The organism is Arthrobacter sp. AOP36-F1-5 (assembly GCF_058137995.1).
In genome coordinates this window covers 2,440,112-2,465,358 of record NZ_CM176892.1, presented here as the reverse complement: position 1 = coordinate 2,465,358, position 25,247 = coordinate 2,440,112, and the positions used below count along the sequence as shown (strand labels likewise).

Below are 25,247 nucleotides of genomic sequence, written 5' to 3'. Positions count from 1 at the left end.
CGGCCTCGTAAACCATTGGAGTTGAATTCATGGCGCCCCAGTCCCCGCTCGATCAGGTCATCTCCCTCGCCAAACGGCGCGGCTTCGTCTTCCAGGCCGGTGAGATCTACGGTGGATCCCGCTCCGCCTGGGACTACGGCCCGCTGGGGACCGAACTGAAGGAAAACATCAAGCGCGAGTGGTGGCAGTCCTTCGTGCGCGGCCGCGACGACATGGTCGGCCTGGACTCCTCGGTCATCCTGCCCAAGGCGGTCTGGGAGGCCTCGGGGCATGTGGCGACCTTCACCGACCCGCTGGTCGAGTGCACCAGCTGCCATCGACGCCACCGCGAAGACCACCTCATCGAGGCCTTCACCGCCAAGAAGAAGCGCGACCCGGTCGATGGCATGTCGGAGATCGCCTGCCCGGATTGCGGGAACAAGGGCGGCTGGACCGAACCGCAGCTCTTCTCCGGCCTGGTCAAGACCTACCTCGGCCCGGTGGACAACGAAGCCGGGCTGACCTTCCTGCGCCCCGAAACCGCCCAGGGCATCTTCGTGAACTTCAACAACGTGCTCACCACCTCGCGCAAGAAGCCCCCGTTCGGCATCGGCCAGATCGGTAAGGCCTTCCGCAACGAGATCACCCCGGGCAACTTCATCTTCCGCACCCGCGAATTCGAGCAGATGGAGATCGAGTTCTTCACCGCCCCCGAAGACGCCGGGCACTGGTACCGGGAATGGATCGACGCCTGCTGGGCCTGGTTCCTGGATCTGGGCATCAACCCGGAGAACATGCGCCAGTACGACGTCCCCGACGGGGAACGCGCCCACTACTCGGCGGGTACCGTCGATTTCGAGTACCGCTTCGGTTTCAAGGGCTCCGAATGGGGCGAGCTGATGGGGGTGGCCAACCGGACCGATTACGACCTGGGGGCCCACACCGCAGGCTCGGGCACCGAACTGAGCTACTTCGACCAGGCCACCGGCGAGCGGTTCACCCCCTACGTCATCGAGCCCTCCTTCGGCTTGACCCGCGCGATGATGGCATTCCTGGTGGATGCCTACACCGAGGACGAGGCCCCGAACTCCAAGGGTGGCGTCGATAAGCGCACCGTGCTCAAGCTGGACCCGCGGCTGGCCCCGGTGAAGGCCGCGGTGCTGCCGTTGAGCCGCAACGAGGAACTCACCCCCAAAGCCAAGGAACTGGCCGCCGAGCTGCGCAAGCACTGGAACGTGGACTTCGACGATTCCGGGGCCATCGGCCGCCGCTACCGTCGCCAGGATGAGATCGGCACCCCGTTCTGCATCACCGTGGACTTCGACACGCTCGAGGACCACGCGGTGACCATCCGTGAACGCGACACCATGAACCAGGAACGAGTGGCCCTGGACCAGGTGAAGTCCTACCTGGCCACGCGTCTACTCGGCGCCTGAGCCCCCACGGGCCGGCCACCCCACGGTGGCCGGCCCGCAGTCGTTTCACCACCTCCAACTCGCATCAGGAGCATCATGAGCAACCTCACCTACCGGCCGTGGCAAGAAGGCGACGACCTGGCCCTCCTGGAGATCCTCGGGGATCCATCCACACCACAGGCCCATATCGACCGCACGATGCTCCGTGCCGATGGTGATGACCCGTGGGCCCGCACGCTCGTCGCCGTCGACGAGGGCGTCCCGGTCGGCGCCGGCACGCTGTTCGAGTCCTCGCTGCACCCCGACCGGCTGTGGTTCTTCGTGGAGGTCGCCCCGGGCCTGCGCCGCCAGGGGGTCGCCACCGAACTGCTGCGGCGGCTGCGCGAATTCCCGGCCCCGTCGGGGGTCACCGCACTGAAGTCCAGGTACACGGTCGAAGGCGCCGAAGGTGAAGCAGCGGCCGCCTTCACGGTCTCCCTCGGCCAGGAACAGATCCAGAGGTCCCGCGGGGTCGTCGTGGAACCGGACTCCTTGCGCCTGCCGGTCTTCGAGGACGAAGGACTGACCCTGGAGGAGGCCGCCACCGGGTCGGTGGAGCTCTCCCAGGTGGTCGCGGACTTCTACAACGCGGTCCACGAGTGGGACCGGGCGCAGATGACCCTGGGCCGTGCCCAGACCATGCTGCTCAACGAGGCCACCGGGGCCAAGGGCGCCATCGTGCTGCGCGACAAGCCCAAGGAATCCGGCGGCAAGATCCTCTCCTTCGCGATCAGCTACGAGCCCGACCGCGTCGACGCCCCGGCCGATGTGCTCATGGGCTGGGACCCCTCCCTTTCCGACTCCGAGGCCCGTGAGGCGGTCCGCGGTCTGCTGGCCATGCTGGCCCACCAGTACCCGGTCAAGCTCGAAGTCGACGACGCCATGGCCCCGCTCGCGGATCTGACCGATGAACTGATCACCGCCGGATCGGCGACCGTGGTGACCACGACGATCATCGTCGCCAACTAATGCACCCAGGCCGCCGGGGAGGGCCCTTCCCGGCGGCGGCATTCGGAGGATCGGCCCGTTCTTGACACAATGGGGTCGTGAGCGTGATTACCCCCGATACCCCGACCCCGCCCCAACTGATGCTGCCCCCGCTGCAACTGGGCCATCTCACGGTGGACACCCCCGTCGTCCTGGCCCCGATGGCCGGCATCACCAATGCCGCCTTCCGGCGCCTGTGCCGGGAGTACGGCGGCGGGTTGTTCGTCTCCGAGATGGTGACCTCCCGCGCGCTGGTCGAACGCAATGAACAGTCGTTGCGGATCATCTCCCACGATGACGACGAAGGCATCCGCTCGGTCCAACTCTACGGGGTGGACCCGGCCACCGTCGGCGCCGCGGTGCGGCTGATCGTCGAGGAGGACCGCGCGGACCACATCGACCTGAACTTCGGCTGCCCGGTCCCCAAGGTCACCCGGCGCGGTGGGGGAGCAGCCCTGCCGTGGAAGACGGATCTGTTCACCTCCATCATCCAAGCCGCCACCCGCGAAGCAGCCCGCGGGGACGTCCCGCTGACCATCAAGATGCGCAAGGGCATCGACGAGGACCACCTGACGTTCATCGAGGCCGGGAAAATCGCCCGTGATGCCGGCGTCGCCGCCGTGGCCCTGCACGGGCGCACGGCGGGCCAGCATTATTCCGGGAAGGCCGACTGGGACGCGATCGCCGAACTGCGCAACGCCCTGCCCGATATCCCCGTGCTAGGCAACGGGGACATCTGGAGCGCGGAGGACGCCGTCGCCATGGTCGAGCAGACCGGGGTCGACGGCATCGTCGTGGGCCGTGGCTGCCAGGGCCGGCCCTGGCTCTTCGGGGACCTTCAGGCCGCCTTCGAGGGATTCGATCGCCGGTTCCGTCCCGGGCTGGCCGAGGTGGCCACCAGCTTCCAACGCCACGCCGAACTGCTGGTCGAGTACTTCGAGGACGAGGGCAAGGCGCTTCGGGACATCCGCAAACACGTGGCCTGGTACTTCAAGGGCTACGCGGTCGGCGGGGACCTGCGGGCGGCCCTGGCCGCCGTGGAGACGTTGGACTCGCTGGCCGAGTTGCTCGCTGAACTCGATGCCGACGTGCCCTACCCCGGGGGCAGCGCCGAAGGCCCCCGCGGCCGGGCGGGATCGCCGAAACGCACGCATCTGCCCGACGGGTGGCTGGACAGCAGGTCCATGGACGAGGAGCACCGTGCGATGATCTCCGCCGCCGAACTGGACGTGTCAGGTGGTTGAGCGGCAGACCCGCCGCAGCCCGGCCGGCTACACGCCCTTCGACGAGGAACGCTGGGTCGGCGAACCGGAGAAGCTCGCTTACCGCACCAGCTTCGAACGCGACCGGGCCCGCGTCCTGCACTCCTCGGCACTGCGCCGGCTGGGGGCCAAGACCCAGGTCGTGGCCCCCATGTCCGATGATTTCGTGCGCACCCGGCTCACGCATTCGCTCGAAGTCGCCCAGGTCGGCCGCGAACTCGGGGCCACCCTGGGCTGCGACCCCGACGTCGTGGACACCGCCTGCCTTTCCCACGACCTGGGGCATCCGCCCTTCGGCCACAACGGCGAGAAGGCCCTGAACCAACTGGCCGCCGGCATCGGCGGATTCGAAGGCAACGCCCAGACCCTGCGGCTGTTGACCCGGTTGGAAACCAAGAAGTTCCGTGATGACGGCGAACCCGCAGGTCTGAACCTGACCCGTGCCACCCTCGACGCCGCCTGCAAATATCCGTGGCGGCGGAGCGAGGCCCCCATCGTCAACGGCCGGCAGACCGGAAAATTCGGTGTCTACGAAGATGACCTGCCCGTCTTCGACTGGCTGCGCTCGGGGCACGACGGCGGTGCCACCGTGTCCCCGGAGCCGCGGCAGAAATGCGTGGAGGCCCAGGTCATGGATCTGGCCGACGACATCTCCTATTCGGTCCACGATGTGGAGGACGCGATCGTGGCCGGCCGTTTCCAGTTGCGGTGGATCCGTGATGCGGACCAGCGGGCGCGGGTCATCGACTGCACCCAACGCTGGTATCTGCCCGAGGTCGATACCGCGACCATCGACGGCGCCCTGGCCCGGCTGGAGGCCACCGGTGAATGGGTCGAGCACTACGACCAGTCCCGCAAGGGCGCAGCCGCATTGAAGGACATGACCAGCCAGTTCATCGGCAGGTTCTGCCAGTCGGCCTTCGACGCCACCCGGGCGGTCTATGGGCCGACCCGGCTGACCCGGTTCAACGGCCACCTCATCATCCCCGAGGAAACCGATCACGAGATCGCCGCGATGAAGGGGCTCGCCGCCGCCTACGTGATGACCAGCCAGGAACGCCAGCCCATCTACCAGCGCCAGCTCGAGGTGCTGGGTGAACTGGTCGGGTTGCTGGAGGACACCGGGGACCGTTATCTCGAACCGCTCTTCGCCGAGGACTGGGCCAGCGCCACCGACGATGCCGGCCGGCTGCGGGCGGTCATCGACCAGGTCGCGAGCCTGACGGACTCCTCCGCCAAGGAATGGCACGCCACCCTGGTGCAGGGCCATTCCTTCAGCCTCGAGCTCTTCTAGACCTCCTTCAGCCAGCCCGAGACCGGTCCGCCCTGGACCAGACGTTCCAGGGGGACGTCCAGGCCCTGCTTCTTGAGCTTCATGACCAACTGGATGAACCGCACCGAGTCCAGACCCAGATCGGCCAGATCGGAGTCGGCAGTGATCTCCGCGGCGGGAATGCCCAGCAGGGCTGCGGACTCGCGGATCACGGTCTGCAGCTTCCACTGGCCGCCGAGGTGCTGCATCGTCGTCACGACGCCGCAGCGTGCCGAAACCCATTCCAACGCCCGGGCGTGGTCCTCGGCGGTGAAATCCGCTACGGCATCGGCGACGATGAAGGACTGGACATCTGACATGAATCCCTCCAGGGCCGTGGCCAAGCAGCCGATGAAGGCATAGACCCCGGTGATGACCAACTGGTCGCGCCCTTCCGCGCGCAGGCGTTCCAGCAGATCGGTGCGCTGGAAAGCGCTGTAGCGCCATTTGCGCATTACTTCGGAAGCGTCCGCGGGAGTCAGGGACCCCACGATCCCGGTATCCGCGGTGCGAGGGCCGTAGCCCCAGAAATCGGTCAGAAGGGCACGTTCGTCGGGATCCTAGTCGCCGGGCTGGGCACTGTAAACCACCGGAATACCCAGTAGGCGTGCCTGGGCGATGAGCTCGGCGATGTTCCCCAGAACGGTGTCCATCGGTTCGGCGTCAGCAGCATACTTATCCACGAAGTGGTTCTGCATGTCGTGAACGAGGAGGATGCTGCGCTCCGGGCAGGAGATCCAATCGCCTACCCGGTTCACCCCGTCCCAGCGCGGCAAGTCGTAGCGAAGCGCCTCGGGGATTTCGAGGTTCGTCGTGTCCATGGTGTTGGTGCTCATGCGTTGGTGCTCCTTTGCTCGCGCAGCAGTGTCCGCAGGCGAACCCGGCTGATTTTTCCTACCCCGGTGACGGGGAACTGTTCGGTGGTCTCGATCCGATCGGGAACCTTCATGACATCGACGCCGCAGTCTCGCAGATGGGAGGCGATCGACTTCCGGTCCACTCCGGAATTCGCGCTGGTGCCCGCACGTGCCGGGACGATGATGGCGACACTGCGTTCGCCGAGGTATTCATCGGGCTCGGCCACGACGACGGCATCGTCGATGGCGGGATGGGCCAGCAGGATGTCCTCGACCTCCTCGGCGGAGATCTTTTCCCCGCCGCGGTTGATCTGGTCCTTGGACCGCCCCTCGACGATGAGGGAGCCGTCGGCGCGCTGTCGCACGATGTCACCCGTGCGGTAGAAACCGTCCTCGGTGAACGCCTGGCGGTTGGCCTCCGGTGACCGGAAGTACCCGCGGATCGTATAGGGGCCCCGGGTCAGCAGGTGGCCGCGGTGCCCAGAGGCGACCGGGCGGTCCTGCTCGTCGACGATCCGGATCTCGTCGGCAGCGCTCATGGGCCGGCCCTGCGTGCCGATGACCGTGTCGGCATCGTCGTCGGGCCGGGTATAGCAGACCAGTCCCTCGGCCATGCCGAAGACCTGTTGCAAAGTCCCGGGGACCAGCTCCATGAGCCGTCGGGCCAGTTCGGGGACCAGCTTGGCGCCACCGACCTGCAGGAGCCGCAGGCTCGAGAGCTGTCCGATGGCGTCAGGTTCCAGCTCGGCATGGTTGACCCACAGATGCGCCAGCGGCGGAACGAGCGGGACCACCGTCACCCGGTGGAGGGCCACGAGATCAAATACGGCCCCGGGAAGTTGGTCTTCGGTCAGGACCACGGTGCCGCCGGCCAGCAGCACGCCCAGGAAGCCGGGGGAGCTCATCGGGAAATTGTGCACGGCCGGGATCACCGATAGGAAGACGTCCTGGGGCGTCAGTCCACACACCACGTTGCTCCGGCGGATTGAATACAGATAGTCGTCGTGGGTGCGGGGAATGAGTTTGGGCAGACCCGTGGTTCCCCCGGAGAGCTGCAGGAAGGCGATGTCGTCCGTCCCCGAGACGCGGTAGGTCTGCTCGAGCTCCCGGCCGGTGATCGAGGCGCTGCGGAGTTGCTCCGCGGTCATGACCCACCTGGCTGAAGCGACCTGTTCGACCACGTCGGCGGCGACCCGGGCAGCGTCGTAGTCCGCGGTCATGTCGCCAACGATGAGGGCAACGGCCTTCGCCCGGTCGGCGACGGCCGTGAGCTCGCGTTCACGACTGCTGCCCAGACAGTAAACGGGAATGGCTCCGATGCGCATCAGGGCCAGGGCGCAGACGACGAGTTCGATTCGGTTCGGGAGTTGGAGGATGACCCGGTCCCGATCGGTGAGCCCCCGGTGGGAGAACACCGCAGCCAGTCGGCTGATCCGGGCGCCGAGCTCGGCATAGCTGAGCTGTCCGTGGTCATCCACCACTGCAGGGTGATCCGGGGTGGCTCGGATCGCGGCCTCCGCGATGCGATCCAGCCGTTCTCCGGTCCAGTACCCGTCACGGCGGTAGGCCGCTGCTGCTTCGGCTGGCCAGGGCCGGCCACCGGCGGCCAGCAGGGGGGTCGCTGAGTTCATGGTCTGTGGGTTCATCGATTGCCGCCTTCCCCGAGCCCCAGCGCCGCGAGGACGGTGCGCAACTTGGCCCCGGTCTCCGCGGCCTCCGATCGGGGATCGGAGCCGGCGACGATGCCGGCTCCCGCCGAAATGAGGGCCGTGGGGCCGTCGACCAGGGCCCCACGGATGGCGACCACCCACACCCCGTTTCCCGCGCGGTCCTGCCAGCCGACGGCGCCGGTGAAGTAGCCGCGGCTAGCTTCAAAGCGTCGCAGAAGGGCGCGGGCCTCGGAGGTCGGCGTGCCGCATACGGCAGGGGTGGGGTGCAGGGTGCGGGCCAGGGCGGCGGCCGATGGCCGGTGACCCGAGGTCCCGGGGGCAGAGAGGTCCCCACGGATCCAGGTGCCGAGATGGAGCATGGAATCCGTCGTGGTGGTGTCCTGGGCCTCGACACGTACATTGGAGCAATTCGGGGCCAGACCGGAAGTGACGGCGTCGACGACCAGTCCGTGTTCACGGGCATCCTTGCTCGAGGTGCGCAGGTCTGCGGCGCGTTTCCGGTCTTCGTTGTCCTCGCCACTCCGCGGGCGGGATCCGGCCAGGGGGTGGGAGCTGACGGAGGAGCCGTCTCGTTCGAGCAAGAGTTCGGGACTCAGGCCCACGAAGGAGCGCCCGTGTTCAAGCGGGATGTGGTAGCCGAAACCATTTTCGGAGGAGGACAGGAGCCGCTCCAGGAGCCCATGGGGGTCGATCGGGCCATCGGCGGCCACCAGCTTGGAACGGGCCAGGACGACTTTTTCGAGCTGTCCGTCACCAATCAACCGCAGAGCTTCTTCGACGCGGCGTTCGTATCCGGCCACGTCCGGGATCTCAACGAGGGACTGGATGCGGGGAGTCCGGCTGTCCGGGGCCACATCGCCGGTGGCGCCGGAGTATGCCTCATTGGCACCGCAGATGAAGACGGCGGGCTCGGTGGCGTCAAAGGGCAGGCAGCCGATGACGACATCGGCATCGGGTTGCGTCTCGAAGGCCCGGGCGATCGCGTCCTCGAAATCGGGAGAAGGGACCAGATTCAGGGCTCCGCTGACCTGTCCGGTGAACCCGGGGGAGACAAATCGGGCGGTCCGGACAGCGGTGACCGTGCCGCGCCCCGATGGGGCGGCGGCGTGTTCGTTCCGGGGTGGTGCCACGCGGAGGGTGTCGGTGGTCGTACTCATCATTGACTTCCTAGGTGTACTCGGCCGGGAGGTTGGTGACGGTCCCGGGCTCTTGACGTAGCGAAGACCTCCGGGTGCGGTGGGTGATGTCTAAGTCGCCAACCGTCCGGAGGTCTTCATGTCCCACCGTAATGCCCGGCTGAACTTGCGTGGCCGGCAATTGCTCGTAGAGCGGGTCTGTGTCCAGGGGTGGGCAGTCGCGCATGCTGCGCGAGCCCAGGGTGTGTCTCGTCAGTGCGCGCACCGATGGATCAATCGGTTCCGTAGTGAGGGTTCTGCGGGCCTTCTCGATCGGTCCTCGCGCCCGCACCACAGTCCACGCCAGACCTCGGTCGAGGTTGAGGAAAGAATCGTGGCGCTGCGCCACGAGCAACGACACGGCCAGGACTGGATCGGCGCTGACCTCAACATCCCAGCTCGCACAGTCTCGCGGGTGCTGCGCCGCCACGCGGTCCCCTATCTACGCGAGTGTGACCCGTTGACCGGTGAGGTGATCCGGGCCTCGAAGACCACAGCGGTGCGCTACGAACGCGACCGGCCCGGTGAGCTGGTCCATGTCGATGTGAAGAAGATCGGCAAGATCCCTGACGGCGGTGGGTGGAAAGCCCATGGCCGCCAGATGGGGTCAACCGCGGCGAAGAAGAAGGCCCGGATCGGCTATGACTACGTGCACTCGATGGTCGACGACCACTCCCGGTTGGCGTACTCCGAGATCCTCGGTGACGAAAAGGGCACCACCTGTGCGGGGTTCTTGCGACGTGCAGCGGTGTTCTTTGATGTCCATGGCATCGCCCAGATCGAGCGGGTGATCACCGACAACCACTGGTCGTACCGCCGCTCAGAAGACTTCGCTACCGCCATCAGCGATCTGGGCGCGAAGCACAAGTTCATCAAACCGCACTGCCCATGGCAGAACGGCAAGGTCGAGCGGTTCAACCGAACCCTGGCCACCGAATGGGCCTACCGCCAGGTGTTCACCACCAACGCCGACCGTAGCGCTGCCCTTGCCCCATGGCTCGAGGTCTACAACACTGTCCGACGCCACACCGCACTCGGAGGCAAACCCCCGACCAGCCGCCTGTCACCAACCTGATGGCCGAGTACACCTAGGGGGTGGGGGAAAGCTGGGGGCTAGCAGGAGCGCAGGCTGGCGCCACCGTCGACGACGATGTCCTGCATGGTCATGTGGCGGGCCCGCCGGGAAAGGGAAAACAGGACGACCTCGGCAATGTCCTGCGGTTCGGCGATCCGGCCCAGGGGGATACCGAGCCGGAAGCGATCCGGAGTCCCACCTACCACGCGTGCCCGGGCCTTCTCGGGGTCACCGCTCCACATCCGCTGCTGCATGGGGGTGTCGGTGGACCCAGGGGCGATCGTATTGCAGCGGATGCCCAGCGGCGCCAACTCCAGGGCTGCATTGGCACTGAGGGCCGCAGCTGCTGCCTTGCTGGCAGCGTAGGCGGCCATGCCGACGCGAGGGACGGCGGCGGCGTTGGAGGAGACCACCGCGATGGAACCGGCCTCGCCGGGGGCGCTGAGGGGCCGCCGTCCGCCCAAGGTACGGGCAGCCTGGCGCAGGACGACGAAGGTGCCGCGGACATTGACGTCCATCACCCGGGCGAATCCATCCAGGTCGGTGTCGGCCAGCGCTGCCTCGTGCAGGACGCCCGCGGCGTGGGCGATCTTCAGTACCGGTGGGTGGGTAGCGGCCAACTGATCGAAAATCTCCGCCACCCGATCAGCGTCCGCTACATCGGCGCGGTATTCGACGACCCTAGTGTCCCCGACACGGGTGTGCCGGCACTCCTGGGTGAAATCGGCATCCAAAGCGGCGATGAGCTGCGGAGGCCCGTCCGGATCATGGGCGAGGGCCTCGACGACGGCCCGCCCGATGCCCCGGGCTGCTCCGGTGACGACAGCGGTGTGCGGTTGGTTCATTTCATTGCTCCTTTCGCAAGAGGCGGGTGGTGATTGCGGGGCCCTTGCAGGGGTAGATCCGGGTGCGGGTATGGAGCGCCGGCTGTCCTGCCCAAGACGCGAGTAGGGGCCACTGCTCCTGCCCACGAAAAGGACACGCAAGAATTACCTGCATTCGAGTTGCCCAAGGGATGGAGAATAGGCGAGGGTTTCGTTCTGTATTCCGTTCAACATAGGCTAACCTAAGTGAGATTTCGACAGCGTTCAAGTGGGATTTCCATGCAACGCAGCGCAGGCTGACAAATAAAGTAATCCCGTGTAACGCACGTGAAGACAACGGAAAGCGAGTCCATGCTCCCCGGCCACACCAACGCCCCGGTTTTCGAGACCTTCGGCCTCCCCTCACCCGTGGATTCCCGCGTTTTCTGGGAGGAGGTGCGACGCAGGGGCACCCCGTACGTGTCGCGGTCAGGAAATGAGAGAAGCGTCACATTCCTCTACCGCAGTGGAACGGCAGCCCAGGTCTACCTCGAGGCCAACCGGCTCACCGATAAGCACCGGATCGATCAGGGCCGGATGAATTTGATCGCGGACACCGACGTCTGGTGGGCCACCCTGGATGTCGACGCCGACTCAGTTTTCTCCTACGGCTTTCGTGCGTTGGCCACCGGGGGGGAAGGACTGGCCCACGCAGTGGCCCTCCAGCGACGGGCCGGGATCCCGGCCGTGGCGGACCCGTTCAACCGCGGCGAAACCATCAATGCCAACGGCACCGGGCCGCTATCGGTGTGCTCCATGGACGAGGCTTCCGCGACAGGGGTCTGGGATGGGGCAGCGGCCCAGACAGTGCGCGGCAAGCTCACGCATTCTGCCGTCTGGTTACCTGCCGTGGGCCGCACGGCCAGGCAGTGGATGTACACCCCGGCGCCGGGATCCCCGAAACCATTGCGGCTACTGGTCCTCACCGACCCCGAGATCTGGTTCGGTCGGCTGCATTTGGCCGCGGCGTTGGAATCGGCGGTGGCCTCGGGGGAAGTAGAGCCGGTGGCCGTAGTGGGGATCGCAACCCGGGATAATGCCGAACGCCTGGAGCTGCTGGGGGCCAACCACGCCTTCGTGGATGACCTGGCCTCCGTGATCGTGCCCGCGGCCCGCACCGCACTGGAAGAAACCCATCTCCTGCGCGGCCTCGGGGAAACAGTTCTGGCCGGGCAGAGCCTCGGCGGCCTGACGGCACTGCTGGCCGCGCTGCGGAAACCCGAGGTCTTCGGCACGGTGCTGGCACATTCGCCGTCGCTGTGGTGGATGCCCGACGGCAGCGTCACCCCCGCGAACTACACGCACGTGCACCAACCGTGGATCACCGGACGGTTCGCCAGCGAGCCGGGGACCAGTGCGCGCATCGACCTGCGGGTCGGGACCCGGGAGGACATCACCAATGACCACGTCGATCAGCTTCAGCAGGTCCTGCTCGACCGCGGATACGACTCCGCCTCCGCACGCTTCAGCGGAGGCCATGATTTTTCCTGCTGGCGCCACGTGCTGATCGAGGGATTGAAGGAGGACTAGAGCGACATGACAACCCCAGCACCCACCCAGACCGATCTCCGCCCCTTGAGCGATGGGCAATTGGCCCTGTGGTTCGGCCATCTCGGTGACGCCACCAAGGCGGCCTACCAATGTGCCGAATATGTCGACATCAGCGGTCCCCTCGATGCGGACCGCTGGGCCGAGGCTCTCCGGGAATGCCTTGATGCCACTGGGCTCGCCGCCGACTACCTCGACACCCCCGATGGCCCCCGGTCCCGCCCCGGCGGGTGCATCGTCCCCGAGGTCATCGATCTGGCGGATGCCGCCGATCCGGAGGCTTCGGCCCGGCATTGGATGGAGGGTGAGTTGTCCCGTCCGGCCCGCCGGCAGGGGGACACCGTCCTGGCCTTGCACGACGCCACCGGCCATGCGCTGATCCGGCTGTCGGAGCACCGGCACTGGTGGTTCGCCCGCTTCCACCACATCGGCGTCGACGGCTACTCGGTCCACGCCTTCATCCAGTGGGTCGCCCGCGTGTACACGGACCCTGCCGCACTGGAGGAGAGCCCCTTCACCGATCTGGCTTCGGATTCCGACCCGCTGCCCGTCAGGAGGGAGGACCCGGCAGCCGACTCCAGCTGGGAGGAAGCCCGGGACTTCTGGACCCGACGAGCGGACATCCTCGACACGGCAGGATCCTTATGCGAGACCACGGCACCGGCACGAGTCGACCACCACGATCTCCGGCAACGGATGGACCCCGACGCGGTTGAGGCCCTCATCGACTTCGCCACCGAAACGGGGTCCACCTGGATCGAGATGTCCTTTGCCCTCATCGGGACCTACTCCCAGTCCTACCTCACCGACCGGCCCGCCGTCCTGGGGATCCCGTGGCTGAACCGCCCACCGGCGGCCTCCGATGCCCGGGCCGTGGCCCCCCGGGTCAACGTCCTGCCACTGTGTCTGCCGGCGGTGACCGACCCCGGGACCACCGTGGCCGAGTTCGCTGCGGCGGTCCGCAACGAGTTGACGGCCGTGCGCGCCGTCCAGAGATACCGGACTGAATGGCTCCGCCGGGACCTGGGAAAGAGCGGTGCCGGTCACCGGTTGCATGGCCCTACGATCAACATCCGTCCCTTCGATCGGCGGGCCACGTTCGGCCCGGCCGCCGGAACCGTGCACAACATCAGGTCCGGGCCGACGGAGGACCTGGACATCGCCCTCTCCCTGGACGCCGACGGCGGGCTCGAGGTCAGGGTTCTGGCCAACCCGGACCTGTACTCCGTCGACACGGCGCAACGACATCTCGAACGCATCACCGACCTGCTCGAGCGCACCCCGCGCGAAGGCCCTGCCACTCTCGGGGAAATCCCCCTCATGCTGCCGGCAGAACGCGACCTGGTCATGAACACCTTCAACGACACCGGCGCCCCCGCAACCGAGCACACCCTGCCTAGCTGTACTGCCCATAGACGTTAGTTAAGCGGCTGATTGGTGGCTGGTTCCCGATTGCAGTGTGGGGCCTGTGGTGATTGTACGCATGGATCCAATCCGGCAGTGCTTCGCGGCGGGTGGCCTCGCTGCCATAGAACCTGGCGTAGGCCCAACCGTCGTTCAGGGTCCGATGGAACCGCTCGATTTTCCCATTGGTCTGGGGCCGGTAAGGGCGGGTCCGCTTGGGCGTGATGGCCAGCTCGGCGCAGGCGTCACGCCAGGCATGCGAGCGGTAGGCGGACCCATTATCAGATAGCACGCGCTCCACGACGACGTCACGGGCAGCGAACCACGCCACGGCCCGTTCCAGTACCGCGATGGCCGTTACCGACTTCTCATCATCATGAATCTCGGCATAGGCGATACGCGAGTGATCATCGATGACCGTGTGCACGAAGGCGGTTCCCATTTTCGGGGTGTGGTTCGCATTGCGGGGCTTGTCCGGGGTTGCTGCACGGTTCTTGTCTCCGGCCTGCCGGCCCACGAACCGGTGCCCGCCGCCGTCGGGAATATTGCCGAATTTGGTGACGTCCACGTGGATCATCGATCCCGGATAGGGGTGCTCATAGCGGCGGATTTTCTCACCGGTGACCCGGTCGATATAGCGCAGCCTGTTGATCCGGCAACGTACCAGCACTGCGTGCACCGTCGAGGCAGCCAGGCCCAGCCGGTAGGCGATCTGGACGGGCCCCAAGCGCTTGCGCCAGCGCAGTGCCACGATTTGTTTGACCGCTGCCTGCGGGGTGCGTGCAGGACTTGTCCGGGGTCTGCTGGGCTTGTCGGCCATCCCGGCCGCGCCGTGGGCTCGGTAGCGGTCGGCCCAGCGTTTGGCGGTGGGCCAGGAGACCATGAACATTTTCGCTGCGGTGGAGACGCTCCACTGCTGGTCAACGATGAGCTTGGCGATTCTCAGACGTGCTTTGGGGGTCAGGGCTGCATTAGCGTGGGACATGAAGGCCTCCTGTTTGTGAAGTGGTTTCTTAGACAGCTCCACTCCACATCGGGGGGCCTTCGTCATCCCATCAATTCAGACCGTGTCGTCGCACGAGTTCAACCAACGTTGCTGGGCAGTACACCTAGCCTGCTCATCGAACAGCTGGGACGCGCCCCCGCTGCCCCCGCACTGCTGTGGCAAGAATCATCGCTGGACTACCAGGAACTGTTCCATGGTGCCCGCCGCCTGGCCGCCGTTCTCGGTGCCCACGGGGCCGGCCCCGGTGACACCGTCGGGGTCCACCTGCAGCGTGGCCCCGCGATGGTGCTCTCGCTTTTGGCGACCACACTCGCTGGCGCGGCCTACGCGCCGTTGGACCCCGCGCTGCCCGCGTCAAGGCTGGACTCCATGGTCGGTGACCTCGACCCCGCGGTGATCATCACCGGCAACAACGGCGGTGAGGCCCCCGGGCCGGCCGGAATCTACCCCCTGGTGCCGTTGTCGGAAGACACCCTTGACTGCCTGGACCACCTTCCCGCCCCGGCTGCCCCCGAGGCCGCTACCGGGGTCGGCCCGGAGGACACCGCCTACATCATCTTCACCTCCGGATCGACCGGGGCTCCGAAGGGAACCGCGGTCAGCCACCGGGCCATCGTGAACCGCTTGCTCTGGATGCAGCATGAATATGCCCTGGACTCCTCGGATATCGTGCTGCAGAAGACGCCGTTCAGTTTCGACGTCTCCGTCTGGGAGTTCTTCTGGGCCTTCATGGCAGGGGCACGCCTGGCCATCGCCGAACACGACGTCCACCGCGATCCGGAGGCCCTGGCACGCACGATCATCGAACACGGCGTCACCACCTGCCATTTCGTGCCCTCGGCCTTGTCCCTGTTCACCGGCGCCCGCTCCGCGTCGCGGTGTACGAGCCTGCGGCGGGTCTTCTGCTCCGGGGAGGCACTCGATGCCGAGACCGGACATCGACTGCTTGGCATGCTGCCCGTGGAATTGCACAACCTCTACGGCCCCACTGAAGCCGCCGTCGATGTGACTTTCTGGCACGTATCCGCCACGGAGCGGGGGCCGGTACCGATCGGGCGGCCCGTCTGGAACACCAGGACGCATGTTCTGGACGCGCTGGGCCGCCCGCTTCCCCCCGGAGTTGCCGGTCACCTGCACCTGGCCGGCATACAACTCGCCCAGGGATACGTCCGACGCCCGGAACTGACTGTAGAGAAGTTCTATCACCACCCCGGTCTGGAACGCCTGATGGGACGCCCCGAGCGGGTCTACGCAACGGGTGATATTGCGCGGTGGCGCTCCGACGGTGCCCTGGAATACCTCGGTCGCATCGACGACCAAGTTAAAATGCGCGGCCTGAGGATCGAATTGGGGGAAATCGAGGCGGTTCTGGCCGCGCACCCGATGGTGGAACGCGCCGTCGTCGTGCCCCATGGCAGCGGGCCGTCGACGACCCTACGCGGCTACGTCCAATCCCCGGGGGCCGTCGCAACGGAACTGCGCGCCTGGCTCACCGATCGGCTGCCCGACTACATGGTTCCCCACAGTGTGGACGTCCTCGTTGAGCTGCCCCTGACGGCCAATGGGAAACTCGACCGCCGGAGTCTTCCCAAACCGGAGGCCGGTGCGCCCAGCCGCACACCCTCGACCCCCCTCGAGGGCGCCATCGCCCGGGCTTTCGCCACCGTGCTGGACCAGCCGGACATCGGGGTGGAAACCAACTTCTTTGATGCCGGGGGCACCTCGCTCACTGCGGTATCGCTGCTGCGCCGACTTGAAGGGCTCCACGAAACCCTCAGCAGCACCTCCCTGGAACTCAGCGACATTTTTGCCGGGCCCACGGTTGCAGCGCTGGCCCGACGGCTGGGTTCGGGAGTTGGTGCCAATCCGTATGCCAGGGTCCTCACGCTCCGGGCACACCGTCGGGGTACACCGGTGTTCTGCCTGCACCCAGCCGGCGGGCTCGGCTGGTCCTACGCCAACCTGCTCCGGCATATCACCCCCGATACAGGTATCCATGCCCTGCAAGCACCAGGGCTGGATCCGGCGCTGCCGGCGCCAGCCCCACCGGCCTCCATCCACGAACTCGCCTCCGACTTTGCCCAGGCCATCATCGAGCTGGTTCCCGAAGGTCCCGTCTCCCTCCTGGGCTGGTCGGTCGGCGGGGTCATTGCCCAGGAGCTGGCCATCGAACTCACCGAACGCTCCGTCACAGTCGAACGACTGGTCCTGCTGGATGCCTATCCGCCGGAATCCTGGCAGCAGCTCGCCGAGCCAACCGCGGAAGAGATCAACGAAGCGCTGCTCATCATGGGCGGCGTGGACCATGACCGGCAGGGGGCCGACCTCTCCCGCGAATCGGTGCTGGACCTTTTAGCCCGTACCCCCGGCCCGTTCGGCGAACTCGCCGACGAGGTCGTGGCCCGGGTGGCGAGCGCGGTGAGTACCAACGCCGCCCTGATGCGTAGCCATACGGCGCGTCGATATGACGGGGACATCGACTTCTTCACCGCCCTGCGCAAGAGCCAGAACTGGCTGCACGTCTCGGATTGGCGGCCCCATGTCGGAGGCAACCTGCGCAATCACGATATCGATTGCAGCCACCCGGCCCTGATCCACCACGAGAACCTGGCCCACATCGTCGGCGAACTCGGGCTCTGGGCCCCCTGAATCCCCGCAGACCCGTCGCGTGCACCCAGCACGCCACGGACTGTGGTCATGAAGCACGCAATTGATCAACAGCCGCAAAGGAAGACAATGAAGAAACTTGCACACATCACGGCCACTGCCGGCATCCTGACTTTGGCCCTGGCTGGCTGCTCCCCGGCCCAGGGCCAGGACGCAGACCAGGCTTCCGCGGCGGACGGCAAGCCCTCAACCATCACCACGCAGGAGGCTCCGAAAGACCTGCCCGAAAAGTGGCGTTATATTGCCGGCACCTCGGACTTCACCCCCGAAGAGAGCACCCCCCAGCTCCCGGTCACGGTGACCGACGACGCCAAGGCCACGGTGGAAATCGACGACATTTCGAAGATTATTTCCTCGGGGGACAACGTCTCATCGCTTCTGCAGGCACTGGGGCTGGGCGACAAGATCGCGGCCTCGCCGGATGACAGCCTCTCCGCGGCCGGCAAGGCCGCACCGGAGCACTTCGAATTCCGGAAGAACACCGGGATGGAGGGGCTGCTCGCTCTGGACGGCACCTTGTTCATTGGTGATAATCTCAAACGCCATGGGGATGTCTCCCAACAGTTCCGCGACGCCGGAACGGATGCCGTGCTGTTCGACGTGGGAAACACCACCTCCGATAAAATCCGCAAGCTTTCCAGCTTCGTCGGCCTCCCCGAGGAGGGCGATCGCCTGGCCGAGTCCAACGAGAAGGCGCTGAAGGAAGCCCAGGACATCGGTAGCGCCGAGGGCAAGTCCATCATCCAGGTGACCGCCACGGGGGCGGGCGGGCAGAACTCGGTTGCGGCCAACGGGACTCCGGGGACCGAGATGATTGAAGCCCTGGGAGGCATCAGCGTGGGCGCCGACGCCGGCCTCAGGGGGTTCTCCCGTGAAATGAGCGCGGAAGGCCTCGTGGCGGCCGACCCCGATTACATCCTTCTCTCCAGCGACGACTACGACCGTTGGGAGGGCGAAGAGGGGCTGTGGAAGGCCTTCCCGTCGCTGAAGAACACGACGGCAGGGCGAGAGGCCAACGTCATTGTGATGCCCGATTCCCAGATCAAGTACACCGGCCCTGACTCGGGCGTCGGGGCCTTGGCTCTCGCCAGGGCGCTGCAGCAGTAGACCGGGGAACAGGTTAGCCAATGATGCTCCGTGCCGCCCGTGAAAAACGTGCGGAGGAGCAGATCCGCCGGGTGCCGCTCGTTGTAGCGGCCCCGGTGGGTCTGCTGGTCCTCCTCTTCCTGATGGTCCTTTCCGTCTCCGTCGGACCTTTGCGGATCGACTTTGCCGACGTCTTCCGCATCGTCGGGCAGCAACTCGGCATCCATGAGGTAGACGGGCTCAGCCAACGAGATGTGTCCGTCGTCTGGCAACTGCGGTTCCCACGGACCCTGCTCGGCGCGCTGGTCGGGGCGGCCCTGGCCATGTCCGGCGCCGCATTGCAATCGCTGTTCAACAACCCCTTGGCGGACCCGGGCATCATCGGCGTCACCGGAGGAGCGACCACCGGGGCCGTGGCCGTCATCGTGCTGCTGGGACCGGTAGCCTCGGATGCCCTCACGACCTGGGCCGTGCCGGGGGGAGCCTTCCTGGCTGGCCTGGCCGTGACCGCGTTGATCTATGTCCTGGCGCGGCCGGGCCGCACCACCGGCACTTCAAAGATGCTGCTGGTGGGCATTGCACTGGGCTCGGCTTGTGCCGCCTTGACCGGATTCTTCACCTACATTGCCGACGACACCCAGTTGCAGACCCTGGTTTTCTGGCAATTGGGCTCGCTCAGTAGTGTCAATTGGGGCCAATTGGCCGCCATGCTGCCCGTTGCCGTGGCCGGGGTCGTTGTCCTGGTGATGAACATGCGCAACCTCGATGTCCTGGCACTTGGCGAGCGACAGGCCCAACACCTGGGCGTTAACGTCAAGGCGGCCCGCATGGCGATCATCGTTGCCACTGCGCTACTGGCCGGCGGTTCCGTCGCCTTCGTCGGCAGCATCGGCTTCGTGGGACTGGTGGTCCCGCATATCGTGCGTCAGATCGTGGGCCCGGCAGACCGGGTGGCGCTTCCGATGGCGGCGATCGTCGGAGCCTGCCTCATCGTTGCCTCCGACTGCGCCGCTCGCACACTGAACCCGCCCTCGGAGATCCCGTTGGGTCTGTTCACCGCTGCCGTTGGAGCCCCCTTCTTCCTCTATCTGGTCGTCCGGGCCAAGAAATCGATGTGGTGAATGATGAGTGATGCCGTTGAACGGATCGTGGAGCTAGAGTCCGTTTCCTTCCGGATCGGCCAGCGGGACCTGCTGCGAGAAGTTTGTTTTTCTCTGGATCGATCCAGCCTGGTTGCCCTGGTCGGTCCGAACGGGGCCGGCAAATCGACGCTGCTGTCCTTGATCGCCGGGGATCAGGAACCGACCGAGGGCACCGTGCGGGTAGCGGGCACCGAACCGCGGCGGTGGAAGGCCAAGGACTTCGCCCGGCAGCGGGCCGTCATGTTGCAGGAACATCGCGTCGGATTTTCCTTCAGCGTCGAGGAAACGGTGGCGATGGGACGCCTGCCCTATCCCGTCAGCGAAGGACACGACGCCGCCATGGTGCGCCAGGCCATCACACGGACCGGTCTGACCAGGCTCAAGCGCCAGGACGTGACCACCCTGTCGGGAGGTGAAAGCTCACGCTCCTCATACGCCCGCGTCCTGGCCCAGGCACCACCACTGATCTTGTTGGATGAGCCGACGGCGGCCCTTGACCTACAGCATCAGGAATCGGTGATGCGCAGTTCACGCGAACATGCCGACGACGGGCATTGTGTGGTCGCGGTACTGCATGACCTCAACTTGGCGTCGCGTTATGCGGATCGAGTCATCGTGATCGCCGATGGACGGATCACCGCCGACGGGCCTCCGGAGACGGTGCTGACCGTGGAGCTCATCGAAGAGGTCTATGGGCAGAAGGTGTGCCTATTGAGGCACCCCGCGTCGCAGGCGCTGGTCATCGTTCCAGCATGACGGCGGTGACCACCAGCGGGGCTCGTATCAGGAACCGGCCACTGAGGACGTCAGGCAAGGCGGGATGGCGCCGGTCCGGGGTGGACACGGCGACGGAAAACGTGCCGGTCATGGGCCCGGCCGCCCGGGCGACGCCGGCATCACGGGTGGCCACGGACCCGAAGTCGACCTCCACGTCAAGGAAATCCAGCCAGGTCCGAGTGAGCGGGAAGCGGGCCTTGTAGAAACTCTCCTTGATACTGAAAACCAGGCGATCCATCGGCTGGGCGGTGGCCGCCGGGAAGAGCGCCTCCGCCGAGCGCAGTTCCAACTCGGTGCAGATCACCCCGGATGTGCCGTGGGGCAAGGGCGCCCACTCCTCCGCATCGATTCCCAGTGCGGCAAAGCGGTCCGCAGCAGCCACGGCTGCCGCCCGATACGTGGGTCGCCCGGCTGACGTTGGGCCAATATGGGTGAGGCTGCCGACCCAGCCGGCGGGCCACTGGGGCTCACCACGGGGGCCACGCATGAGCGGTGCGGGCGGGGCCCCCGCCGTGGCGAGGGCCTCATGGGCGCACCTCCTGGTGGTGAGGAACTCCGAACGCCGCTGCTCGACGGCGTCGGTGAGGCCGGTCGATTCGGCGGTGGAGAAGGGGGTTGCCTGCTGGGCCGGCACAGGATCGTGATCGATTTCGGAGACCTGGATTGTCGAGGGAAGCAGCTGTCGCAGCGGACCTGGATTGAGGAAGATGAGCTGCCTTTCGGTGGCCGGGATACCCCATGATTTCACTATAGTTAGGGTCCCCTAAATTCTAGCTCCATCGATTCCGGCAGCGGAAAAGAAGTCGTCCGACGCGGCATCACCCGACCTGGCGCGTGGCCTCCACGGCATGCTACCGAAAACTCCTGCGTGCCGGGGGACTACAACCTCGAGACCATCGATGCCACCGTACGGCCCGGTTCCATGGCCCGGATCGGTTTCAGCTGTCCCGCACGTTTCGCAGACAACACCATTGATCCCGGCTCCGGTGAGGGGCTCGTGCAAAGAGTCGCCGGTGACCCCTAAAACGCGGAAGGGGTCCGGGCCGCCGGCGCATCCATCGCACGTGAGGGCGGTGAAGCACACCTGCGCCGGCACCACCGGCTGACCCGGGGAAAGAGGTCCAGGGACGGGCCTATTGGGTGGCCAATCGGGGCATGGGGAAGTCGGCCTACACCGGGCACTAGACTGGGGGCCATGGCCGGATTGATCAAGCGCGAAGACATCGACGAGGTCCGCTCACGCACGGACATCAAGGAAGTCGTTGATGGGTATGTCACGCTCCGTTCGGCAGGCATCGGCTCGTTCAAGGGGTTGTGCCCCTTCCACGACGAACGCAGCCCCTCCTTCCACGTCCGTCCCCAGGTGGGGACGTTCCATTGCTTCGGCTGCGAAGAATCCGGCGACGTCATTTCCTTCATCCAGAAGATGGACCACACGACGTTTTCCGAGACCGTCGAGCACCTGGCCGGACGGATCGGCTTCGAACTGCGCTACGAGGACGGCGGATCCGGGCCCAGCCGTCAGGATGTCGGCCGGCGTCAACGCCTCCTGGACGCCCATAAGATCGCCGAGGAATACTTCCGCTCCCAGCTGCTCTCCGAGGAAGCCGCGACCGGACGGCAATACCTCTCCGAGCGGGCCTTCGACCGGGCCGCCTGTGATCATTTCGGGGTCGGCTATGCCCCCAAGGGGTGGGATCAGCTCCTGAAGCATCTGCGCAGCCGCGGCTTCCAGGACGAGGAACTCAAACTCACGGGAATGTTCTCCGAGGGCAACCGGGGCATCTACGACCGGTTCCGCGGCCGGCTCATCTGGCCCATCCGCGACCTGACCGGAGCCACGATCGGTTTCGGGGCCCGCAAACTCTACGAGGACGACCAGGGGCCGAAATACCTGAACACCCCCGAAACCCAGCTCTATAAGAAATCCCAGGTCCTCTATGGCGTGGATCTGGCCAAACGGGAGATCACCAAAAACCGGCAACTGATCGTGGTGGAGGGATACACGGACGTCATGGCCTGCCACCTCTCGGGGCTGGGCACGGCGGTGGCCACCTGCGGCACGGCCTTCGGGGCCGACCACATCAAGATCGCCCGCCGCCTGCTGCGCGACGACGGCTCGGGAGGCGAAGTGGTCTTCACCTTCGACGGGGACGCCGCCGGGCAGAAAGCCGCCCTGCGGGCCTTCGAGGAGGACCAGCGTTTCATCGCCCAGACCTATGTCGCCGTCGAACCCTCCGGGGCAGACCCCTGCGAACTGCGCCAACACCGGGGCCCCGAGGCGGTCAAGGAACTCATCGATTCCAAACGTCCGCTCTTCGAATTCGCCATCCGGGCGGGGCTGAAGAAATTCAACCTCGATACCGTCGAGGGCCGCGTGCAGGCATTGCGCGCCTCCGCACCCATCGTTGCGGCCATCCGTGATTCGGCCATGCGTCCGGCCTATTCCCGTGAACTGGCCGGCTGGTTGGGCATGGATATGGATGAGGTCAACCGGGCCGTGGGGGCCGCCGCCAAGCGCGCCCGTGACGGGTCCGGGTCCGGCCAGGACCGCGGTTCCCGCCCCGGTTCCGGGTCCGAGCCCCGCCCGCAGGGCCCGGGATACGGCCCCGGGGCCGCCCAGGAGCCCCAGGCCCCGGCCTTTCAACGCCCCGATGTCCGCGACCCGGTGACCCGGATGGAACGCGAATCCCTCGAAGTGGTCCTGCAGCAACCGGGGGTGCTCAGCGCCGACCAATGGCAGGCGTTCTATACGGCCCGCTTCCTCGCCCCGGTCCATGCGGCCGTCCATGACGCGGTCCGCGCCGCCGGTGCCGCGGGGGCCACCCCGTCGCAATGGGTGGAGTCCATCCGGCAGGAGGTGCCGGATCCGTTGCGCTCCTTCGTCTCCGAGCTGGCGGTGAACCCCCTGCCGGCGAATTCGGAGGAGTCGCTGACCCGGTATTGCCACGGCATCATGAACCGCCTGTTCGATCTGCAGATCACCCATCAGAAGGCCGATCGGCTCGGCCAGCTCCAGCGGATGGACCCCGTCGCCGATCCCGAGGGATACCAGCGGATCCAGCGGGAATTGATGGAACTGGAGCTGCGGCGCCGGTCGCTGCGCCAGGAGTAGGAAGGGGCCGGGGGCGACGATTTAGCAACCTCGGCCCAGCTCTTGTATAGTCGTCTCTGTTGCTTTCCCCCATAGCTCAATTGGCAGAGCGTTCGACTGTTAATCGAAAGGTTACTGGTTCGAGTCCAGTTGGGGGAGCGGATCACTGGTCGTCCCCGTCACTGTTCGTGGCGGGGACGACCGTGTTTAAGGCTCGGGGCCGTGGTCCGGCCGGGCCCGTCGACCTACCATGGAGCCATGGACTGGCTGCTGGCACCGGACTACTGGGTCGCACGGGAAATCCTGCAACGCGGGGTCGCCGCCGTCTTCCTCATCGCCTTCGCCTCCACACTGAACCAGTTCCGTGCCCTGCTCGGTGAACGGGGCCTGCTGCCGGCGAATCGCCTGCTGGCCGGCCCCGGGGCGCGCGGACCATCGGTGTTCACCCGGTGGGGGTACTCCGACGCCAAGCTCGTGGCCGTGTGCTGGGTGGGCCTGGTCGTGGCCGGCACCCTCGTCGCGGGGCTGCCGCAGGCAGGTCCCGCCTGGGTGGTGTTGGCGGCGTTCCTGCTGCTCTGGGGGCTCTACCAGTCGATCGTGAACATCGGGGGGATCTTCTACGGGTTCGGCTGGGAGATGCTCCTGCTCGAGGCCGGGTTCACCGTCGGGTTCCTGGGCTCGCACCAGGTCGACCCGCCACGGACCATCCTGATCCTGATCGTCTGGCTGGTCTTCCGCCTCGAATTCGGCGCCGGGATGATCAAATGGCGCGGGGACCCTGCCTGGCGGAACCTCACGGCCCTGTACTACCACCACGAGACCCAGCCCATGCCCGGACCGTTGAGTCGTCGGGCGCATCTGGCACCGCGCTGGTGGCATCGCTGTGAGGTGGCCGGAAACCATGTGGCGCAGCTGGCCGTCCCGTTCCTGCTCTTCGTCCCGCAGCCGGTGGCATCGATCGCCGCCGGGGTGGTCATCGCCACCCAAGCATGGTTGGTGGCCACCGGAAACTTCGCCTGGCTGAACTGGATCACGATCGTGCTGGCCTGTGCCGCCATCGATGATGCCGCCTTCGGAGGCCTCGCCTCACTGGTCGCCGGTCTCCCCGCCGGTCCGGTGGGGCCGCTCGCGGAGCGGGCGGCGGCCCCCGCAGGGTGGACCGTCGTCGTCCTGCTGGCCACGGCGGGGTTGCTGGTCGCCGGGATCCCGGCGCTACGCAACCTTTTTTCGCGCTCCCAACTGATGAACGCCAGCTTCAACCGCTGGCAGCTGGGCAACGCCTACGGGGCCTTCGGCAGCGTCACCCGCCAACGCACCGAAGTCGTCATCGAAGGCAGGATCGACGACGAGGTCGGGGACGACGACGCGGACCCGGAGACGGAAACCGGCTGGCATGAATATGAATTCCGCGGCAAACCCGGCGATCCGGCCCGCAGGCCACGGCAGTTCGCCCCCTACCATCTGCGGCTGGATTGGATGATGTGGTTCCTGCCCCTGGGGTCGCTGCACCAACGCTGGTTCCAGGCCCTGCTGCTCAAGCTCCTGGCCGCGGACCCCGCCGTGTTGGCCCTGTTGCGGGTGGATCCCTTCTCCGGCAGGGCCCCGGACCGGATCCGGGTGCTGACCTACCGCTACCGTTTCGCGAACGACCAGGAGACGAAGGACCGGTCGCTGTACTGGATCCGTTCCGACCGGCGCCTGGCCATCGGACCGGTACGGCGTGGTTGAGGGCCGGGGGGAGCGGAAGGCGATTCGAATTCGGCCCGCCGTCCTGCTAAAGTTTTACTCGCTTCCTTCCCCCATAGCTCAATTGGCAGAGCGTTCGACTGTTAATCGAAAGGTTACTGGTTCGAGTCCAGTTGGGGGAGCCGAATGAACGTCCGTCCCAC

At 66.4% G+C, this 25,247-nt stretch carries 19 protein-coding genes, 2 tRNA genes and 1 pseudogene; 15 read left to right on the top strand and 7 right to left on the bottom strand.

The window, feature by feature from the left end:
* Positions 1–29 precede the first annotated feature (29 nt).
* From AC3ZI9_RS11330 to AC3ZI9_RS11315, 4 genes are all read left to right on the top strand, one after another.
* Complete coding sequence (locus AC3ZI9_RS11330; protein WP_444555717.1) at positions 30–1,415, top strand: glycine--tRNA ligase; 1,386 nt, start codon at positions 30–32, stop codon at positions 1,413–1,415.
* A gap of 75 nt (positions 1,416–1,490) precedes the next feature.
* Positions 1,491–2,402 (top strand): GNAT family N-acetyltransferase, encoded by a 912-nt coding sequence (locus tag AC3ZI9_RS11325; protein ID WP_444555716.1) that lies wholly within the window; start codon positions 1,491–1,493, stop codon positions 2,400–2,402.
* A 119-nt stretch (positions 2,403–2,521) separates the two neighbouring features.
* A complete protein-coding gene (gene dusB / locus AC3ZI9_RS11320) occupies positions 2,522–3,664 on the top strand; it encodes a tRNA dihydrouridine synthase DusB (protein ID WP_444555720.1) in 1,143 nt (380 codons plus the stop codon).
* The gene (locus AC3ZI9_RS11315) at positions 3,657–4,976 is read left to right on the top strand and encodes a deoxyguanosinetriphosphate triphosphohydrolase (protein WP_444555715.1); all 1,320 of its coding nucleotides are present in this window, start codon (positions 3,657–3,659) and stop codon (positions 4,974–4,976) included. Before dusB ends, AC3ZI9_RS11315 begins: the two co-directional genes overlap by 8 nt.
* On the opposite strand, the gene AC3ZI9_RS11310 is transcribed toward AC3ZI9_RS11315, so the two are convergent.
* From AC3ZI9_RS11310 to AC3ZI9_RS11295, 4 genes and pseudogenes are all read right to left on the bottom strand, one after another.
* Positions 4,973–5,203: a phosphopantetheine-binding protein gene (locus AC3ZI9_RS11310; protein WP_444555719.1), complete on the bottom strand. Its 231-nt coding sequence runs from the start codon at positions 5,201–5,203 to the stop codon at positions 4,973–4,975. The genes AC3ZI9_RS11315 and AC3ZI9_RS11310 overlap by 4 nt on opposite strands.
* Before the next feature lie 54 nt (positions 5,204–5,257).
* Positions 5,258–5,692 (bottom strand): annotated as a pseudogene (locus AC3ZI9_RS11305) (isochorismatase family protein); the annotation flags it as partial.
* Between the two features lie 134 nt (positions 5,693–5,826).
* A complete protein-coding gene (locus AC3ZI9_RS11300; RefSeq protein WP_444555714.1) occupies positions 5,827–7,497 on the bottom strand; it encodes a (2,3-dihydroxybenzoyl)adenylate synthase in 1,671 nt (556 codons plus the stop codon).
* A complete protein-coding gene (locus AC3ZI9_RS11295) occupies positions 7,494–8,678 on the bottom strand; it encodes an isochorismate synthase (protein ID WP_444555713.1) in 1,185 nt (394 codons plus the stop codon). The genes AC3ZI9_RS11300 and AC3ZI9_RS11295 overlap by 4 nt, the downstream gene beginning before the upstream one ends.
* A 118-nt stretch (positions 8,679–8,796) precedes the next feature.
* On the opposite strand from AC3ZI9_RS11295, the gene AC3ZI9_RS11290 reads away from it, so the two are divergent.
* A complete protein-coding gene (locus tag AC3ZI9_RS11290; RefSeq protein WP_301497610.1) occupies positions 8,797–9,771 on the top strand; it encodes an IS481 family transposase in 975 nt (324 codons plus the stop codon).
* 38 nt (positions 9,772–9,809) lie between these two features.
* Here the strand turns inward: AC3ZI9_RS11290 and AC3ZI9_RS11285 are convergent, their stop codons facing one another.
* Positions 9,810–10,616, bottom strand: a complete 807-nt coding sequence (locus AC3ZI9_RS11285; RefSeq protein WP_444555764.1) for an SDR family oxidoreductase — start codon at positions 10,614–10,616, stop codon at positions 9,810–9,812.
* A 306-nt stretch (positions 10,617–10,922) separates the two neighbouring features.
* Between AC3ZI9_RS11285 and AC3ZI9_RS11280 the strand changes: the two genes are divergently transcribed.
* Together AC3ZI9_RS11280 and AC3ZI9_RS11275 are read left to right on the top strand one after the other, a co-directional pair.
* On the top strand, positions 10,923–12,164 hold the full coding sequence (locus tag AC3ZI9_RS11280; RefSeq protein WP_444555765.1) for an alpha/beta hydrolase-fold protein: 1,242 nt from the start codon (positions 10,923–10,925) through the stop codon (positions 12,162–12,164).
* A gap of 6 nt (positions 12,165–12,170) precedes the next feature.
* Positions 12,171–13,604 carry a condensation domain-containing protein gene (locus AC3ZI9_RS11275; protein ID WP_489923587.1) on the top strand — a complete coding sequence of 478 codons (1,434 nt, stop codon included), beginning with the start codon at positions 12,171–12,173 and terminating at the stop codon, positions 13,602–13,604.
* Here the strand turns inward: AC3ZI9_RS11275 and AC3ZI9_RS11270 are convergent.
* Positions 13,579–14,571 carry an IS481 family transposase gene (locus AC3ZI9_RS11270; protein ID WP_489923586.1) on the bottom strand — a complete coding sequence of 331 codons (993 nt, stop codon included), beginning with the start codon at positions 14,569–14,571 and terminating at the stop codon, positions 13,579–13,581. The genes AC3ZI9_RS11275 and AC3ZI9_RS11270 overlap by 26 nt on opposite strands.
* A 108-nt stretch (positions 14,572–14,679) precedes the next feature.
* Here AC3ZI9_RS11270 and AC3ZI9_RS11265 point away from each other — a divergent pair, with 108 nt between their 5' ends.
* From AC3ZI9_RS11265 to AC3ZI9_RS11250, 4 genes are all read left to right on the top strand, one after another.
* Positions 14,680–17,241, top strand: coding sequence for an amino acid adenylation domain-containing protein (locus AC3ZI9_RS11265; RefSeq protein WP_489923585.1), 2,562 nt, complete (start codon positions 14,680–14,682; stop codon positions 17,239–17,241).
* Between the two features lie 87 nt (positions 17,242–17,328).
* On the top strand, positions 17,329–18,366 hold the full coding sequence (locus tag AC3ZI9_RS11260; protein WP_444555627.1) for an ABC transporter substrate-binding protein: 1,038 nt from the start codon (positions 17,329–17,331) through the stop codon (positions 18,364–18,366).
* Positions 18,367–18,386: 20 nt separating this feature from the next.
* Positions 18,387–19,466, top strand: a complete 1,080-nt coding sequence (locus AC3ZI9_RS11255) for a FecCD family ABC transporter permease (protein WP_444555628.1) — start codon at positions 18,387–18,389, stop codon at positions 19,464–19,466.
* The gene (locus AC3ZI9_RS11250; RefSeq protein WP_444561854.1) at positions 19,467–20,243 is read left to right on the top strand and encodes a heme ABC transporter ATP-binding protein; all 777 of its coding nucleotides are present in this window, start codon (positions 19,467–19,469) and stop codon (positions 20,241–20,243) included. It begins immediately after the preceding gene.
* On the opposite strand, the gene AC3ZI9_RS11245 is transcribed toward AC3ZI9_RS11250, so the two are convergent.
* Entirely contained in the window at positions 20,227–21,012 is a 786-nt protein-coding gene (locus AC3ZI9_RS11245) for a 4'-phosphopantetheinyl transferase family protein (RefSeq protein WP_444555630.1), read from the bottom strand. The two genes, AC3ZI9_RS11250 and AC3ZI9_RS11245, sit on opposite strands and share 17 nt — an antisense overlap.
* 447 nt (positions 21,013–21,459) lie before the next feature.
* Here AC3ZI9_RS11245 and dnaG point away from each other — a divergent pair, with 447 nt between their 5' ends.
* The 4 genes from dnaG (at position 21,460) to AC3ZI9_RS11225 (ending at position 25,226) form a co-directional block, all read left to right on the top strand.
* The gene (gene dnaG / locus AC3ZI9_RS11240; protein ID WP_444555631.1) at positions 21,460–23,379 is read left to right on the top strand and encodes a DNA primase; all 1,920 of its coding nucleotides are present in this window, start codon (positions 21,460–21,462) and stop codon (positions 23,377–23,379) included.
* Between the two features lie 65 nt (positions 23,380–23,444).
* Positions 23,445–23,517 (top strand) — tRNA-Asn (locus AC3ZI9_RS11235).
* 99 nt (positions 23,518–23,616) lie between these two features.
* Entirely contained in the window at positions 23,617–25,086 is a 1,470-nt protein-coding gene (locus tag AC3ZI9_RS11230; protein ID WP_444555632.1) for a lipase maturation factor family protein, read from the top strand.
* 67 nt (positions 25,087–25,153) lie between these two features.
* A tRNA-Asn gene (locus tag AC3ZI9_RS11225) sits at positions 25,154–25,226 on the top strand.
* Positions 25,227–25,247 lie beyond the last annotated feature (21 nt).

Bases quoted from the DNA above. Each gene is read 5' to 3' on its own strand.
- AC3ZI9_RS11330 (WP_444555717.1), top strand. From the start codon at position 30: ATGGCGCCCCAGTCCCCGCTCGATCAGGTCATCTCCCTCGCCAAACGG.
- AC3ZI9_RS11325 (WP_444555716.1), top strand. From the start codon at position 1,491: ATGAGCAACCTCACCTACCGGCCGTGGCAAGAAGGCGACGACCTGGCC.
- dusB (WP_444555720.1), top strand. From the start codon at position 2,522: ATGCTGCCCCCGCTGCAACTGGGCCATCTCACGGTGGACACCCCCGTC.
- AC3ZI9_RS11310 (WP_444555719.1), bottom strand. From the start codon at position 5,203: ATGCAGCACCTCGGCGGCCAGTGGAAGCTGCAGACCGTGATCCGCGAG.
- AC3ZI9_RS11300 (WP_444555714.1), bottom strand. From the start codon at position 7,497: ATGAACCCACAGACCATGAACTCAGCGACCCCCCTGCTGGCCGCCGGT.
- AC3ZI9_RS11295 (WP_444555713.1), bottom strand. From the start codon at position 8,678: ATGAGTACGACCACCGACACCCTCCGCGTGGCACCACCCCGGAACGAA.
- AC3ZI9_RS11290 (WP_301497610.1), top strand. From the start codon at position 8,797: ATGTCCCACCGTAATGCCCGGCTGAACTTGCGTGGCCGGCAATTGCTC.
- AC3ZI9_RS11285 (WP_444555764.1), bottom strand. From the start codon at position 10,616: ATGAACCAACCGCACACCGCTGTCGTCACCGGAGCAGCCCGGGGCATC.
- AC3ZI9_RS11275 (WP_489923587.1), top strand. From the start codon at position 12,171: ATGACAACCCCAGCACCCACCCAGACCGATCTCCGCCCCTTGAGCGAT.
- AC3ZI9_RS11270 (WP_489923586.1), bottom strand. From the start codon at position 14,571: ATGTCCCACGCTAATGCAGCCCTGACCCCCAAAGCACGTCTGAGAATC.
- AC3ZI9_RS11260 (WP_444555627.1), top strand. From the start codon at position 17,329: ATGAAGAAACTTGCACACATCACGGCCACTGCCGGCATCCTGACTTTG.
- AC3ZI9_RS11255 (WP_444555628.1), top strand. From the start codon at position 18,387: ATGATGCTCCGTGCCGCCCGTGAAAAACGTGCGGAGGAGCAGATCCGC.
- AC3ZI9_RS11250 (WP_444561854.1), top strand. From the start codon at position 19,467: ATGATGAGTGATGCCGTTGAACGGATCGTGGAGCTAGAGTCCGTTTCC.
- dnaG (WP_444555631.1), top strand. From the start codon at position 21,460: ATGGCCGGATTGATCAAGCGCGAAGACATCGACGAGGTCCGCTCACGC.
- AC3ZI9_RS11230 (WP_444555632.1), top strand. From the start codon at position 23,617: ATGGACTGGCTGCTGGCACCGGACTACTGGGTCGCACGGGAAATCCTG.